14 protein-coding genes are annotated in these 14,883 nt (G+C 41.0%); 7 read left to right on the top strand and 7 right to left on the bottom strand.

What is annotated here, in order from left to right; translation table 11 throughout:
* The first annotated feature begins 212 nt into the window (after positions 1 to 212).
* The 6 genes from argC (at position 213) to ACFQ38_RS17475 (ending at position 7,103) form a co-directional block, all read left to right on the top strand.
* On the top strand, positions 213 to 1,247 hold the full coding sequence (gene argC / locus ACFQ38_RS17500; protein WP_336823624.1) for an N-acetyl-gamma-glutamyl-phosphate reductase: 1,035 nt from the start codon (positions 213 to 215) through the stop codon (positions 1,245 to 1,247).
* Between the two features lie 129 nt (positions 1,248 to 1,376).
* On the top strand, positions 1,377 to 2,564 hold the full coding sequence (gene argJ / locus ACFQ38_RS17495) for a bifunctional ornithine acetyltransferase/N-acetylglutamate synthase (protein ID WP_381482577.1): 1,188 nt from the start codon (positions 1,377 to 1,379) through the stop codon (positions 2,562 to 2,564).
* Positions 2,527 to 3,306, top strand: a complete 780-nt coding sequence (gene argB / locus ACFQ38_RS17490) for an acetylglutamate kinase (RefSeq protein ID WP_336823625.1) — start codon at positions 2,527 to 2,529, stop codon at positions 3,304 to 3,306. The genes argJ and argB overlap by 38 nt, the downstream gene beginning before the upstream one ends.
* On the top strand, positions 3,303 to 4,448 hold the full coding sequence (locus ACFQ38_RS17485; RefSeq protein WP_381482549.1) for an acetylornithine transaminase: 1,146 nt from the start codon (positions 3,303 to 3,305) through the stop codon (positions 4,446 to 4,448). The genes argB and ACFQ38_RS17485 overlap by 4 nt, the downstream gene beginning before the upstream one ends.
* Before the next feature lie 388 nt (positions 4,449 to 4,836).
* A complete protein-coding gene (locus ACFQ38_RS17480; RefSeq protein ID WP_381482547.1) occupies positions 4,837 to 6,054 on the top strand; it encodes a CynX/NimT family MFS transporter in 1,218 nt (405 codons plus the stop codon).
* Between the two features lie 95 nt (positions 6,055 to 6,149).
* A complete protein-coding gene (locus tag ACFQ38_RS17475) occupies positions 6,150 to 7,103 on the top strand; it encodes a stalk domain-containing protein (protein WP_381482545.1) in 954 nt (317 codons plus the stop codon).
* An 85-nt stretch (positions 7,104 to 7,188) separates the two neighbouring features.
* Here the strand turns inward: ACFQ38_RS17475 and ACFQ38_RS17470 are convergent, their stop codons facing one another.
* Complete coding sequence (locus ACFQ38_RS17470) at positions 7,189 to 7,620, bottom strand: hypothetical protein (protein ID WP_336823629.1); 432 nt, start codon at positions 7,618 to 7,620, stop codon at positions 7,189 to 7,191.
* A gap of 122 nt (positions 7,621 to 7,742) precedes the next feature.
* Between ACFQ38_RS17470 and ACFQ38_RS17465 the strand changes: the two genes are divergently transcribed.
* On the top strand, positions 7,743 to 8,027 hold the full coding sequence (locus ACFQ38_RS17465) for a hypothetical protein (protein WP_336823630.1): 285 nt from the start codon (positions 7,743 to 7,745) through the stop codon (positions 8,025 to 8,027).
* 203 nt (positions 8,028 to 8,230) lie between these two features.
* On the opposite strand, the gene nspC is transcribed toward ACFQ38_RS17465, so the two are convergent.
* From nspC to speD, 6 genes are read right to left on the bottom strand one after another with little or no spacing between them, the layout of a single operon-like run.
* Complete coding sequence (gene nspC, locus ACFQ38_RS17460) at positions 8,231 to 9,367, bottom strand: carboxynorspermidine decarboxylase (protein ID WP_381482575.1); 1,137 nt, start codon at positions 9,365 to 9,367, stop codon at positions 8,231 to 8,233.
* 23 nt (positions 9,368 to 9,390) lie between these two features.
* Positions 9,391 to 10,590, bottom strand: coding sequence for a saccharopine dehydrogenase family protein (locus tag ACFQ38_RS17455; protein ID WP_381482541.1), 1,200 nt, complete (start codon positions 10,588 to 10,590; stop codon positions 9,391 to 9,393).
* A gap of 41 nt (positions 10,591 to 10,631) precedes the next feature.
* On the bottom strand, positions 10,632 to 11,489 hold the full coding sequence (gene speB / locus ACFQ38_RS17450) for an agmatinase (protein WP_381482539.1): 858 nt from the start codon (positions 11,487 to 11,489) through the stop codon (positions 10,632 to 10,634).
* Complete coding sequence (gene speE / locus ACFQ38_RS17445; protein WP_336823633.1) at positions 11,479 to 12,330, bottom strand: polyamine aminopropyltransferase; 852 nt, start codon at positions 12,328 to 12,330, stop codon at positions 11,479 to 11,481. The genes speB and speE overlap by 11 nt, the downstream gene beginning before the upstream one ends.
* Positions 12,327 to 13,787 carry an aminotransferase class I/II-fold pyridoxal phosphate-dependent enzyme gene (locus tag ACFQ38_RS17440; RefSeq protein ID WP_381482537.1) on the bottom strand — a complete coding sequence of 487 codons (1,461 nt, stop codon included), beginning with the start codon at positions 13,785 to 13,787 and terminating at the stop codon, positions 12,327 to 12,329. Before ACFQ38_RS17440 ends, speE begins: the two co-directional genes overlap by 4 nt.
* A 9-nt stretch (positions 13,788 to 13,796) precedes the next feature.
* Entirely contained in the window at positions 13,797 to 14,609 is an 813-nt protein-coding gene (gene speD, locus ACFQ38_RS17435; RefSeq protein ID WP_336823635.1) for an adenosylmethionine decarboxylase, read from the bottom strand.
* Positions 14,610 to 14,883: the final 274 nt, after the last annotated feature.

Here is a 14,883-nt window from a genome sequence, read left to right as displayed (position 1 = left end):
CAAGCAGGTACGTGTCACTGTATATAGGATGAATAATGAGGAGGGGCAGTAATACGTAAAAATTTTTGTGGAATATCCTTAGTCCCCTCTACAGTCTTCTAAAAACTTCATTTTTACTCCATTCGTACTAAATTCAAATTTTAATAATAATACAGTTGACTTTATAAATATACATGCGTATACTAACCATATTGAATAAAGGGGTGGGCAATATGAAAATAGGAATCATTGGTGCTTCCGGCTATGGCGGGCTTGAATTGATCCGTTTGCTACATGAACACCCGGAAGTCGGACAAATCGATTTATTCACTTCTTCGGAGGAAGGAACGATTTTTTCAAACAAATATCCGCATTTGACAGACTTATACGATCAGCCGCTAAACGAGATTGATTTCGATCGGCTTGTTACTTACGACGTCATATTCGCGAGTACACCCGCAGGGGTGACGAGCAAGCTTTTCCCTCCGCTACTTGATAGAGGGCCGACGTTGATTGATCTGTCAGGCGACTTTCGTTTGAAGGATTTGTCTGATTATGAAGCATGGTATAAAAAAGCCCCCGCTCCGATCGAGGCAATCGAGAAAAGCGCCTATGGCTTAACCGAGTGGAATGCAAAATCAATTCGGGAGGCACAGCTTATTGCCAATCCCGGATGCTATCCGACAGCAGCACTCTTATCCATATTGCCGCTTTTAAAAGAACGGCAAATAGATGTGTCTCATTTAGTCATTGATGCGAAAAGTGGAGTGTCCGGCGCAGGGAATGCGCTTAGTCCGATGACACACTTCAGTGAGACAAATGAAAACCTATCAATTTATAAAATCCATCAACATCAACATATTCCAGAAATAGAGCAAGCAATGGAAATTTTCGGGGGCATGAAATCCCCAATTACATTTACGACACATTTGACACCTATGACAAGGGGTATTATGACAACGACCTATGCAATGTTGGTAGATGGGATAACTGAGGTTGACCTTATTTGTAATTTGAGAGAAACCTATCAACATATGCCTTTCGTTCGGGTGATTGAAGATATAGCGAAATTCGGAACGAAGCAGGTGTACGGGTCAAACTACTGTGATCTTCACGTTAAGGTGGATGAAAGGACGAATCGCGCGACGATTGTTTCTGTTATCGATAATTTAGTGAAAGGGGCTGCAGGGCAAGCGGTTCAAAATATGAATGTTCGATTTAACTTCGACGAAAAGGCAGGGCTTGAACAAGTTCCATTATTCATTTAACTTCATTCAGAAAAATGTCCTCGATGAAGCACCATGAAAAATGAAACGCAATCGTACCAAGTAGGAATTGATAAGAGGAGGAGAGCGATCTTGACAATTGCAGTTCAGAGGATAAAACGAATATCGCGTATGAATATCGTTTCGCCTAAAGGATTTAAAGCTGTCGGCATTCACTGCGGCTTAAAGCATAAAAAATATGATTTGGCTTTATTAGTGAGCGATGTACCTGCGAATGCGGCCGGTGTGTTTACAACGAATGCAATTCAAGCTGCTCCGTTAGTCATCACAAAAGAACTTATTCAAAGTACCGGAAAAATGCAAGCGATCATTATCAATTCCGGCAATGCAAATGCGTGTACAGGAACAGCTGGTATGCAAGATGCATTGACAATGCAACTAAAAACAGCAGAAAAGATTGGCATATCTCCTGATTTAGTCGGTGTAGCATCTACAGGCGTCATAGGAGAGAAGTTGAATATGGAACCAATTGTAGCTGGCATAGCGTCTTTTGAACCGACGAATACGCTCGAAAGTTCCATTCAGTTTTCACAAGCGATATTAACAACCGATACGGTGACAAAAAATACATCATACCGCGTTGAAATTGATGGCAAGGAAGTGGTCGTTGCCGGAACAGCGAAAGGTTCAGGGATGATTGAGCCGAATATGGCAACGATGTTAGGTTTCATTACGACGGATGCAAATATTGAAGCGACCCATCTTCAAGAGGCGTTGAAAACTGTGACAGATGTTACATTCAATGCGATTACAGTGGATGGCGACACGTCAACGAACGATATGGTCATCGTCATGGCAAACGGAATGGCGCAAAACGAACAGTTGACACCTTCTCATCCTGAATGGGAGATCTTCTTGAATGCTTTGCATGCGGTATCGCAAGATCTTGCGAAAATGATTGCAAAGGACGGGGAAGGTGCTACGAAATTGATTGAAGTTGAAGTAAATGGCGCTATTTCGGATAGCGAAGCGAGGAAGATTGCAAAAACAGTTGTCGGTTCTCCGTTAGTTAAAACTGCTGTTTTTGGATGCGATGCAAATTGGGGCCGCGTCATTGCCGCGGTAGGCTATAGCGGGGCGACGGTAAATCCTTCAGACATCCACATACAAATTGGCCCGACTACTGTCGTTCATGGAGGGGAGCCAGCAAACTTTTCTGAAGAGGAGCTGCTCGTCTACTTAAAACAGCCTGAAGTGAAAATCATCGTAGACTTAAACATAGGAGATGGAATTGGATTGGCATGGGGGTGCGATTTGACTTATGACTATGTCCAAATTAATGCAACGTATCGCTCATAAACGTGTTGTCATCAAATTAGGCGGTAGTATGATCGATTCATTGGAAGAATCATTCTTCGCACGATTGCGCCAAATGCGCAATGACGGGATGGAAATGATTATCGTTCATGGTGGAGGACCTTCTATCAATGCCGCTTTGGAGAAAAAGGGGATTGTTTCCACTTCAATCGACGGCATTCGGGTTACATGTAGCCAATCAATTGAAGTTGTCAATCAAGTACTAATCAGTGAAGTGAATACTGCGCTTGTCCATCAGATGAATGAAGCCGGCATTGAATCGATTGGTCTAAGCGGCTTTGATGGCAAACTTCTGTCTTGCAAAATGTTAAATAAAGAAACGTACGGCTATGTTGGAGAAATTGAGTTAGTCAATCACTTTTTAATTGATAAACTTCTTCAAGCAGACATTGTACCTGTTATTTCTTGCATCGGCACTACAGCGGACGGTCACCCCCTCAATATTAATGCCGATACAGTTGCAAGTAAAGTGGCGCAATCAATCGGTTCGGAGTTACTTTACTTCGTATCGGATACTCCAGGCATAACCATTAGCGGTAATGTACAGCAAAAAGCGTCACCGTCGGCAATCTATGAATGGATTGCTGCTGGGGAGATTTATGGTGGAATGATTCCGAAAGTGAAAGCGGCGTTAAGCTGCATTGAGGAAGGGATCCCTTCCGTTGAAATAACAGATCAGCAATTGAAGGGCACAATGATTTCACATGAAGAGGTGTGCGTATGAGTGCATTATTTAACAATTATGCGAGACGGCCAATCCATATCGTAAAAGGAAGTGGAACGACGGTCATCGATGATAAGGGAAAAAGCTATCTTGATTTTACAAGCGGTATTGCAGTGTTAAGTTTAGGCCATTCACATCCTGTAATCGTCAATGCGATTCAAGAGCAAAGTGAAAAGCTTATGCATATTTCCAATCTGTTCGAGAGCCCTGAACAGGAACAGCTGGCCCAATCATTAATAGAAGGAACGCATTTCGCCCACGCTTTCTTCTGCAATAGTGGTGCAGAAGCGAACGAAGCGGCTATTAAATTGGCTCGTAAGCATACCTCAAAGAGTACGATTATAACGTTTGAACAATCTTTTCATGGGCGTACATTCGGAGCCATGTCAGCAACGGGCCAAGATAAAGTGAAAAGTGGATTTGGGCCATTATTGCAGACATTTAAGACATTGCCGTTTAATGATAGCCATGCATTGGAGGAAGCAGTAGATGATAGCGTAGCAGCCATTATGCTCGAAATCATCCAAGGTGAAGGGGGCGTCAATGAAATCACGCCAGAATTTGCGGCTACAATTTCTTGTCTATGCAAGGAAAAAGGCATTTTGCTTATCGTCGATGAAATTCAAACTGGTATAGGACGTACAGGAACAAAATACGCATACGAACAAACGATTTTACAGCCCGATATACTTACACTTGCGAAAGGATTAGGCGGTGGTTTTCCAATCGGTGCCATGATCGGTACAGCGAAGCTATATGAATCGTTTGGACCTGGATCACATGGCACAACATTCGGAGGGAATCCTTTGGCTATGGCCGTTGCCTCGGCGACGATCGGGCAAGTGTTCAATAAGCAGTTTTTAGAAGATGTCAAAAAGAAGTCTGTCTTTTTAGTTAGTAAACTATGTGAAATATTACCTGAAAACCAATTTGAACTTCGAGGAAAAGGCCTTCTATTAGGAATTAAGTGCAAGGAAGAAGTTGCCTCGATTATACAACAGGCGGAAGAAAACGGTTTGCTTCTTGTGCAAGCAGGCTCAAATGTTATTCGGTTATTGCCACCGTTGACAGTTACAGAAGAGGAAATGGAACAGGCGGTTTCAATCCTATCTTCTCTTGTCTTAACGGCTCAATATAAATAATGGAACTGTTTGGCAGTTTGAATTAAGGCGTTCAGCGAATCGCTATTCAAATTGGATTAAACTAATTCCAACTAAAAGCGGATCTCACGGACTGGGGGGATCCGTTTTTACTATGTTAAAATGGAAGGCATAGACAAACACAAAAAGATGAACAGTAAATTGACTGTCCGAAAAGGAATCTCTATGATATGCTCGTTAAATGTTAGAGATCGTTTTAGCAGAACCTATAGCTTTCAAAAGACTTACGAATATTTTACATGATGAAGTTTTTACTCAGATTGAGTTTTGGGCTGTCAGATGGAAGTGATAGTGTTTGATAGGGTGATCAAACTATGCTGAAGGACAAAACAAGGTCAAGGTATCATTCAATCAACAAGGAGACGATTATGTGGAACGACAAAACAATACATTTACATCAAGAAAAATTCCGTGGTCAAATAAGATCATCCTTTTAATTGCAGGGATTATTTTTATTGCCTCGACGTTGCGCTCACCATTAACATCGGTAGGGCCAATTATCGCTCCTATTCGTGACGGGTTGGGCATGTCAAATGTACTTGCCGGATTTTTGACGACAATCCCTTTATTAGCTTTCGCACTAATTTCACCTTTTGCTCCAAAGCTTTCGAAACGGTTTGGAATGGAGCTGACATTATTCTTATCTCTTTGTGTTTTAACAGTTGGCATTATCGTCCGTTCCATTGGTTCGTTGCCTTTCATGCTAATCGGAACATTTATGATCGGCATTGCAATTGCGTTTGGCAATGTGCTGCTGCCGGGATTGTTAAAGCTGAATTTTCCTTTACATATCGGATTGATGACAGGAATCTATTCGATATCCATGAACATTTCAGCAACGATCGCTTCTGGAATTAGTGTGCCGATTGTTGAAAAGACATCATTCGGCTGGCAAGGAGCATTAGGCATTTGGGCAATCCTATCATTGATCGCTATATTGTTCTGGCTTCCTCAATTAAAAAGTAATACATCCCAAAAGCAATTGGACGTTCAACGCAAAGAGGAGAAAGAAGTATCACTTTGGCGTTCACCGCTTGCGTGGGCAGTCACTTTTTTCATGGGACTGCAATCATTGCTCTTTTATACGACTTCAGCATGGCTCCCAGAGGTAATGGGAGGGGCGGGGATGGACGCACAAAAAGCTGGCTTAATGATTTCCTTATTACAGCTATCTCAATTGCCGATGACGTTCATCATACCAATTATTTCAAGTAAATTGAAAGATCAGCGAGTCATCGTAATCGGTACAACACTGTTATATTTCATCGGCTACATCGGAGTTATGTTCAGCAATGCCGCCCTATTTCCTGTATGGATGATTGCAATTGGCATCGCTGGCGGTTCGTCATTCGGACTTGCGATGATGTTTTTTACTTTACGGACAAACACCCATATCGAGGCAGCTGAATTATCTGGCATGGCACAATCGATCGGTTATTTATTAGCTGCAATCGGACCGGTTCTATTCGGCCTTTTACATGATGTCACTTCAAATTGGACAAGCTCTATGATAATCTTCATCATTGCATCCCTCTTTATTTTTGTGAGTGGAATGAAGGCAGGAGCAGACAGAAAAGTGGTCAATTAATCAATGAATCTTGTACGAGTTAAAATTTTATTGTAACTTTAACTATAGATTTCCGTCTCATTCTATGAAACTGTTTATATGAAGGAGAGATTTACATGAGAAAATTTGGCACAATCACAATGGCCGCATTATTGGCGGGAACGACAGTCGCAGCCTACACGGTAAATGCTGAAGAACAAGTGAATGATGAAAAGCATGCCGACGCATCAATGTTTTTGAGTGCCGGAGGGACGATTGAGAAAATTGAAACGCGTGATAAGGATTTGATGGTCACTGTAGTCGGAGATGAAGAAATAATCACCAACTTCCGCATCAATGAAGATACATTGTTGTTTAACACAAATACAACCGATGCTATGAAAGCCTCTGACCTTAAGGAAGGCATGCATGTTGAAGGTTTCTATGATAAAAACAAGCCAATGATTATGATCTATCCGCCTCAACCGACTCCGGAACTTTTCTTCGTCAGCGATGAAAAAGAAATAGGCTCCGTGAAAGTTGGCAAGTTTGACGAGGATTATTTAAGTTATGATAAGGAATTGAAATTGAATATTGGTGATCAAACCATCATTGAAAATCAACAAGGTGAAAAAATCGGCAAAGAAGAGCTTAAAGACAATGAATTGATCGTATTCTATTCGGTGACGACTAGAAGCTTGCCGCCACAAACATCACCGAATAAAATCATCGTATTAAACGAAATGAAAGAAGATGCTGCAGAAAAGCCGGATGAGGGTTCAGATTCCGATTCAAGCGAAATGGAAGCTGTACAAACAATCATTGAAAACGACCATCACATGAAGGATGGCGTAAAAATGATACCGTTGCGAAAAGTGGCAGAAGAATTAGGTTATCGCGTTGAATCTCAGCCTAAGTTGAATGGAGCACTTATAACAAAAGGAAACCGTTCATTTACGATTACTCGTGGAGAAAAAATGTACGGATTCAATAAAAGCGTAAGGCAATTCCAAGTTGCTCCGGAATTGCTTGAGAAAAATAAAACATACGTATCTGAAGATTTCTTAGTCCTGCTAATGGGTGACAATTAATTAAATAATAAAAACCCCGAAACGATGGGACGGCTTGCAATGCAAGCTGCGTTTCGGGGTTTTTCAATAATTTACCGTTGAATAATTAAATCGTTCCGTTAAATAATAGACCGTCTCCCTCTAATTGGATAATTTTTAAATGGCGGCTATTTTTAATGTAAATACTCTTGTAGATCTCTACCGAATTTTGATCTTTGAAAAGGATAACTCTTTTATTTTGATTATCTGTCAAGATTTCAGATGTAAGTTGATCTGCATCGATCGTTTCCTCAATTTTATTATATTCCTCATAGGATGATAGGACAGGATCATCTTGATTTTCGATCGTTTCTGTTTCGTTTCCTTCAACTACCTTGCTGTCATCTGTATCATTTTCTTCGACGACGTTGTTGCCTTCTGTTTGCTGTTCTTCAACACTATTTTCTACGATAGGCGACTCGTTAGACTGTTCGTTTTCCTTTGAAGCACAGCCAGAAAGAATGAGAAGTCCAATCGCTAGTATGTATACCTTTTTCATTGTTACACCTCTACTATGAATTATTTTGACATAGCGATCTTACATGAAAATAGAATGAGATGCAAATTGTTGAACATGAGCAAGCCAACTCCCATACAATATACAAGAGGATGTGGAGAGCAATGGATGAACAGTTTTGGAATCGGTCGAACAAACCGTACACTTTAGGAGATCTTTTCAAAGGGAAGGATCTCGAAATTGTCACAGCTACTCTTCTCTTATTTGGAAAACTAAAAGTAGATTATGTATCTCTTTTTCGTGAAGAACCAGTTATAGCTGTTACGTTGCTTGGTACATTTAAAAAGAATAAAACTGAAAATGAAATGGAGAACTTTTTGAGAGAGAACGGAGCTTTAACGTTAGAGGAAGTCTTCAACGGGATTCTTCAACAAGTGGATATTGATTAGGAGGGGGAAAAATGTCGGAAAGTCCGCAATTTGATGCAAGGCAATTTATTAATAAAGTTTTATTGATCATTTTCCTTCTTTTGCTTATCTTTGGTTCTTCAAATTTGAGAGGTTTATCAAGTGTTTAAGTTTTCAATGGAGCCAAATATGGAAAGAATATTAAAGAGTTGCTTACTCCCTATGGAGCAGGCAACTCTTTAATATTAAGATAAACGTTCCTTGAAATCCTCATAGCCGAATTCTTTAATTACTTTTGGACCGTTTTCTACAGTATTCAATACGATGGATGGCAAATTGACACCGTTAAACGTATTATTTTTCACCATTGAATAGTGAGCCATATCACAGAAAACAAGCTTGTCATTAGGTTTTAGTGGTTCATCGAAAGAATAATCCCCGATGACATCTCCCGCAAGACAAGTCGGACCGCCAAATCGGTAAGTGACCGCTTTTTCATTTGGCAAGCCTGCCCCAACAATTTCAGGTCGATAAGGCATTTCTAAGACATCTGGCATATGGCAAGATGCGGAAGTATCCAAAATAGCAATCGGCATGCCATTATGCATCGTGTCTAAAACAGTTGCTACTAAAAATCCGGTATTCAAAGCAACTGCTTCACCTGGCTCTAAATAGACGTCAAGGTCATATTTATTTTTCATGAATTCAATCGATTCAATGAGCGTCTCGATTTTATAGTCAGGTCGGGTAATATGGTGCCCGCCTCCAAAATTGATCCACTTCATATCTTTCAAATACTTGCCGAACTTTGCATCGACAACTTCAATTGTCCGAGCAAGCGTATCCGAATTCTGTTCACACATCGTATGGAAATGAAGCCCGCTAATGCCGTCCAATTCATCGGGCTCAAAGTTTTCCAAAGTGACGCCAAATCGGGAAAACGCAAAGCAAGGATTATAAAGATCGACTTCAATTTCCGAGTACTCTGGATTAATGCGAATGCCGCATTCGATCTTTTTAGGGTATCCCTTTACACGATCCTTGAATTTCCTCCATTGATCAAAACTATTGAAAACGATGTGATCCGAATAGGATAGGATTTCATCGAACTCAGCATCCGAAAAAGCGGGGGAGTACGTATGGACTTCTTTTCCCATTTCTTCAAACCCTAATTTCGCTTCCAATAGACCGCTCGATGTTACACCGTTTAAATACTTTCCAATTAGCGGATACACGGAATACATCGAAAAACCTTTCTGTGCCAATAAAATCTTGCAGTTCGTTCGGTCGATTATCGACTTCAATAGCTCCAAGTTTTCAATGAGCAGTTTTTCATCGACAACATAAGAAGGGGAAGGGACAGCAGTCGGATCGAAATTCAATTTCATTTGTCGCATGCCTCCCATTAATCGATTAACTCTGGGTTGAAATCTTCTTGCCAAGGCAAACCGTATTCGTTCAATGCATCCATGAATGGATCCGGATTAAATTCTTCCACGTTATAGACGCCGGGCTTTTTCCATTCGCCTTGCAATAAAAGCATGGCGCCAATCATCGCTGGAACTCCCGTCGTGTAGGAGATTGCTTGCGAACCGACTTCACGGTAGCATTCTTGGTGATCGGAAACATTGTAGACGTAATACGTTTTCTCTTCACCGTCTTTCACACCTTGGAAAATACAGCCGATATTCGTTTTACCTTTCGTACGAGGTCCAAGGGAAGCCGGATCAGGGAGAACGGCCTTCAAAAATTGCAATGGAACGATTTCTTGTCCTTCGAAATTGATTGGTTCAATCGAAGTCATGCCGACATTTTCAAGCACTTTCAAATGCGTTAAATATTTTTCGGAGAACGTCATCCAGAAACGGATTTTCTTAATGCCTTTAATATTTTGTGCAAGCGATTCTAACTCTTCGTGATAGAGAAGGTAGACATCTTTTGGACCGATTTCGGGAAGATCGTAAACACGTTTTTCGGAAAGCGGCGGAGTTTCGATGAATTCGCCGTTTTCCCAGTAGCGGCCATTTGCCGTAATTTCACGGATATTGATCTCCGGGTTGAAATTCGTTGCGAAAGGATAACCGTGATCACCCGCATTCGCATCGACGATATCGATCTGGTGGATTTCATCGAAATAATGCTTTTGCGCATAAGCGGAGAAGACGCCCGTTACGCCTGGGTCGAATCCGCAGCCAAGAATTGCGGTAAGGCCGGCTTCCTCGAATTTTTCGCGATATGCCCATTGCCATTTATATTCAAATTTTGCTGTATCGAGAGGCTCATAGTTTGCTGTATCTAAATAATGCACACCTGTAGCAAGACAAGCGTCCATAATTGTCAAGTCTTGGTAAGGCAATGCAACGTTGATGACGATGTCAGGTTTAAATGAATTAATTAGCTCTACCAATTCATCGACATTGTCTGCATCGACTTGCGCGGTTTGGATTTTAGTTTTTCCGCCATCCAATTTTTCCTTCAAGGCATCACATTTGGACTTTGTCCGACTTGCAATGCAAATTTCTTCAAACACATCAGGCACTTGTACACATTTATGCACAACAACACTTGCAACGCCACCTGCTCCAATGATTAACGCTTTACCCAATGAAAACACCCCCAAATAGTAGTAGACATTCCGAACGCAACTTATGCACCCGGATGTATGGATAACAATAATTCTCGTAATAGTTTACATGCGACTGCTGTAGATACACCGCTTTGGTCATAAATCGGCGACAGTTCATTGATATCGCAAGCGACAATTTGCAAATCGCTTACCGTTAAAATGGCTTGCAATAAATCCATAAAACTGACGCCACCCGCTTCTGGTGTTCCTGTGCCAGGAAAGACGGAAGGATCTAAAACATCTAAATCGATCGTCAAGTAGACAGGTTTTCCTTTTAGGCGTTCTACGATATCTTCTAACCCATCAAAATTAAATTTGTTTGTGAAAACATGGTCTTTGCCCCATAGAAATTCTGAACGATCACCTGACCGGATGCCAAATTGGAAGATTTTTTCGTCCCCGACAATGTCCCAAACTCGGTGAATAACCGTTGCATGGGAAAGCTTTTCATCTAAATAGTCGTCACGCAAATCTGCATGTGCATCGAATTGAATAATATGCAAATCAGGATACATGTCTGCAACTGCTCGCACGGCGCCTAATGTTACTAAATGTTCGCCGCCGATCATACAAGGAATTTTCCCGTCTTGAACGACCTGCTTCGTATAGGTTTCAATCTGATGCAAAGCTTTTTCTGTATTGCCGAAACTTAATTCCAAATCACCGCCATCATAAACGGCAATATCTTCAAGATCTTTGTTTTGATACGGACTATACGTTTCAATTCCGAATGACTCACTTCGCATGGCCTTGCTCGCAAACCGGGTGCCAGGGCGGAAAGATGTCGTAGAATCGAAAGGGGCACCAAATATGACGATGTTCGATTCATCGTACTCTTGATCGCAGCCGATAAATGTTTCGATATTTTTATTCAGCATCTTTCAAAAGCTCCTTTACATAGTTAGGCAAAGCGAATGCCCCTACGTGAATATCCGTGTTGTAATATTTTGTTTGTATTCCGAGTTCATTCCAAGCTTCCGCTTTCAAATCCGATACTGGGTCATATTTTTTTGAAGCGAATCCAAAAAGCCAATGTCCTGAAGGATATGTCGGTATATGCACTTGATATACACTGCAAATAGGGAAGAACCCAAGGATACGTCTGTGAGCTCGTTGCATGCCCAAAGCGTCTTCCGTATAGAAGGGGCTTTCGTGTTGATTGACTAAAATACCGTCTTCAGTTAAGGCTTTGTAGCAATTTCCGTAAAACTCTTTCGTAAAAAGGCCTTCGCCTGGACCAAAAGGGTCTGTTGAATCGACGATAATTAAATCATACTCATTTTCCTTGGACCGTACGTATTTCAAACCATCCTCGTAATGCAAATGGACACGCGGGTCGTCCAATTTTGCTGCTGTTTGAGGTATATACTTTTTGCAAACTTCAACGACTAACTGGTCGATTTCAACCATATCAATCTGTTCAATTGTTTCATATCTTGTCAGCTCGCGAATCGTTCCACCATCACCAGCACCAATTACTAACACTTTTTTGATATTCGGGTTCGTCGCCATCGGAACGTGGGTAATCATATCATGGTAAATGAATTCATCTTTTTCAGTTACCATTACATAGCCGTCCAATGTGAGCACTTTACCGAACTCCGTTGTTTGGAAGACATCAATTTTTTGGAACTCACTTTTCCCGGTATAAAGATGTTCATCTATCCTCATAGAGAACCGGACATTCGGTGAGTGATCTTCTGTATACCAAAGATTCATTGCTCCGACTCCTTCAACACATTGATATATTCAATATTGCTATCTTCCGTCCCTGTCATAAAGCTTCCTTTATCTTTGCAGTATTGTATATACGATAAAATCTCTTTCGTAATCATTTCACCTGGTGCCAAAATTGGAATGCCCGGCGGATAGGCCATGACAAATTCACTTGCAATTCGTCCTGCACTATCATGGATCGGCAACTTTTCTTTCGGTGCATAGAAAGCAGCTTGTGGAGTTGCAACGACTTGAGGTGTAATGTATTCATGATCGAATAAACCGCTTTTGTCTTTTTGATAGCGACGCTTTATTTCTGCAAGAGCAGAAACTAAACGCTCCAAATCCAAGCGTCGATCACCGACCGAAATGTATGCTAACAAATTGCCGATATCTCCAAACTCAATTTGAATCTCATATTCATCCCTCAAAATATCATAAACTTCTACACCTGCGAGACCGATATTTAGCGTATGGACGGACAGTTTTGTTATATCGAAATCATAGATTGTATCCCCGTTGCATAACTCTTTTGAAAATGCGTAATAACCGCCGATCTTATTGATTTCATCCCTCGTATATTGCGCCATTTCAGCCACTTTCCGAAAGATTTCTTGACCGTTCAAAGATAAATTTTTCCGTGAAATATCAAGGGAGGAGAGCAGCAAATATGATCCACTAGTCGTTTGGGTCAAATTGATAATTTGGCGAGTATAACCTTCGCTTATTTCATTATTAATGAGTAAAAATGAGCTTTGTGTTAAGGAGCCCCCGGATTTATGCATGCTGACGGAAGCCATATCTGCATCCGCTGCCATAGCAGAAATCGGCAAAGCATCATTAAAGTAAAAATGTGTACCGTGTGCTTCGTCTACTAACACTAACATGCCATGTTCATGGGCAAGCTCTGTCAATGCTTTTAAGTTGGAACAAATTCCGTAATATGTCGGGTTGTTAATTAAAATCGCTTTCGCATCGGGATGATCAAGGATCGCCTGTTTCACATCTTCAACTGCCATCCCTAAAGGAATGCCCAATTCACGATTCACGCCCGGGTTTACATATACTGGGACGGCTCCGCTCAAAATTAGAGCGTTGATCGCACTGCGGTGCACATTGCGCGGCATGATAATTTTCTCTCCCGCTTTGCATGCAGTCATAACCATTGATTGGACGGCGGACGTTGTGCCATTCACCATGAAAAAAGCATGCTTTGCTCCAAAAGCTTCAGCTGCTAGTTGTTCAGCCTCTCGAATGACGGATACAGGGTGGCACAAATTATCCAAAGGCTTCATGGAGTTAACATCGACCGCCATCGCCTTTTCGCCTAAAAAAGCGGTCAGTTCCTCGTTGCCTCGACCTCGTTTATGGCCAGGAACATCGAAGGGAACGACACGCATTTGTTTAAAATTGTTAAGTGCCTCCATAATAGGGGCTTTATGTTGTGAAAGATTTTTCATGACAAACGCTCACTCTTCGTATATATTGGAACCGCTAAAAATTTCAATCATCTCTTTGCGCAAATTATTCGTGATGCGTAGCCTTTCCTTAGGAGGAATTTCGTACACATCTGTATTGAATAAATAATTTTGCAAATTGATGTCTTTAATTAGCAGTTTTGTATGAAAAATATTGGATTGATAAACATTTACATCGATTGCATCGTATTTTTGCAATGTTTCCTGATCGATATAATCTTGAATCGACGTCATTTTATGGTCAATAAATAATTTTTTCCCTTTATCGTCTCGCGTAAAACCACGCACACGATAATCAGTCGTTATAATATCCGAATCAAAGCTGCCGATGAGATAATCTAAAGCATTCAACGGAGAGATTTCCCCGCATGTTGAAACTTCAATATCAACGCGAAACGTAGCGATCGAATTATCTGGATGGTACTCAGGGTACGTATGGACGGTGACATGGCTTTTATCCAAATGCCCGACGACAGAATCGCGAGTTTTCAATATTTCGATTTCTCCGCGGTTACACGATTCATCAATCAATGCAACTGGCAGCGTTTCTTCCGTAATAAGTATGGTGACACTTGCCCCTTGAGGGTCATAATCTTGCTTGCTGACATTTAAAACATGGGCGCCGATAATTTCTGTTACATCGTACAAAATATTCGTCAATCGTTCCGAATTATATTGCTCATCGATATAGGCGATGTAATCTTTTTGCTCTCGCTCACTTTTTGCATAGCTCACATCATAAATGTTGAAGCTAAGTGTCTTTGTGAGGTTGTTAAAGCCGTATAACTTCAGCTTATTGTCCAACCCTAACACCACTCCTTTTAAGGTATCGTCTAGCTTTAGGCTGCAGTCGAAAGCAGCGCTCCGACAGTCAAGCAAAGCACTAAAGCGCCTAACTCTACTAACTGCATCCCAACACTTTTGGTGTAAAATCAATCTAATTATAAAGTAAAAAAATCCCTAGTCAAGATAATTTAAAATAGAAATTATTGTAGCTTTATACGTTATAATAATTGTAACACAATATCAAGTAATAGAATCATTCAGATAACTGAGAGTAGATCTAAAATCTTCCGTT

The organism is Sporosarcina contaminans (assembly GCF_042679045.1).
Lineage (GTDB): Bacteria > Bacillota > Bacilli > Bacillales_A > Planococcaceae > Sporosarcina > Sporosarcina contaminans.
Note: the sequence above shows the minus strand (reverse complement) of the source record. Positions and strands in the feature narration are given on the sequence as shown.

What these genes read in the sequence shown, in the direction of transcription:
- ACFQ38_RS17485 (WP_381482549.1), top strand. Translation starts at nt 3,303, where the DNA reads ATGAGTGCATTATTTAACAATTATGCGAGACGGCCAATCCATATCGTA.
- speB (WP_381482539.1), bottom strand. Translation starts at nt 11,489, where the DNA reads ATGCTGAATAAAAATATCGAAACATTTATCGGCTGCGATCAAGAGTAC.
- argJ (WP_381482577.1), top strand. Translation starts at nt 1,377, where the DNA reads ATGAATATCGTTTCGCCTAAAGGATTTAAAGCTGTCGGCATTCACTGC.
- ACFQ38_RS17475 (WP_381482545.1), top strand. Translation starts at nt 6,150, where the DNA reads ATGAGAAAATTTGGCACAATCACAATGGCCGCATTATTGGCGGGAACG.
- ACFQ38_RS17465 (WP_336823630.1), top strand. Translation starts at nt 7,743, where the DNA reads ATGGATGAACAGTTTTGGAATCGGTCGAACAAACCGTACACTTTAGGA.
- argC (WP_336823624.1), top strand. Translation starts at nt 213, where the DNA reads ATGAAAATAGGAATCATTGGTGCTTCCGGCTATGGCGGGCTTGAATTG.
- ACFQ38_RS17470 (WP_336823629.1), bottom strand. Translation starts at nt 7,620, where the DNA reads ATGAAAAAGGTATACATACTAGCGATTGGACTTCTCATTCTTTCTGGC.
- speE (WP_336823633.1), bottom strand. Translation starts at nt 12,330, where the DNA reads ATGAATCTTTGGTATACAGAAGATCACTCACCGAATGTCCGGTTCTCT.
- argB (WP_336823625.1), top strand. Translation starts at nt 2,527, where the DNA reads ATGACTATGTCCAAATTAATGCAACGTATCGCTCATAAACGTGTTGTC.
- ACFQ38_RS17440 (WP_381482537.1), bottom strand. Translation starts at nt 13,787, where the DNA reads ATGAAAAATCTTTCACAACATAAAGCCCCTATTATGGAGGCACTTAAC.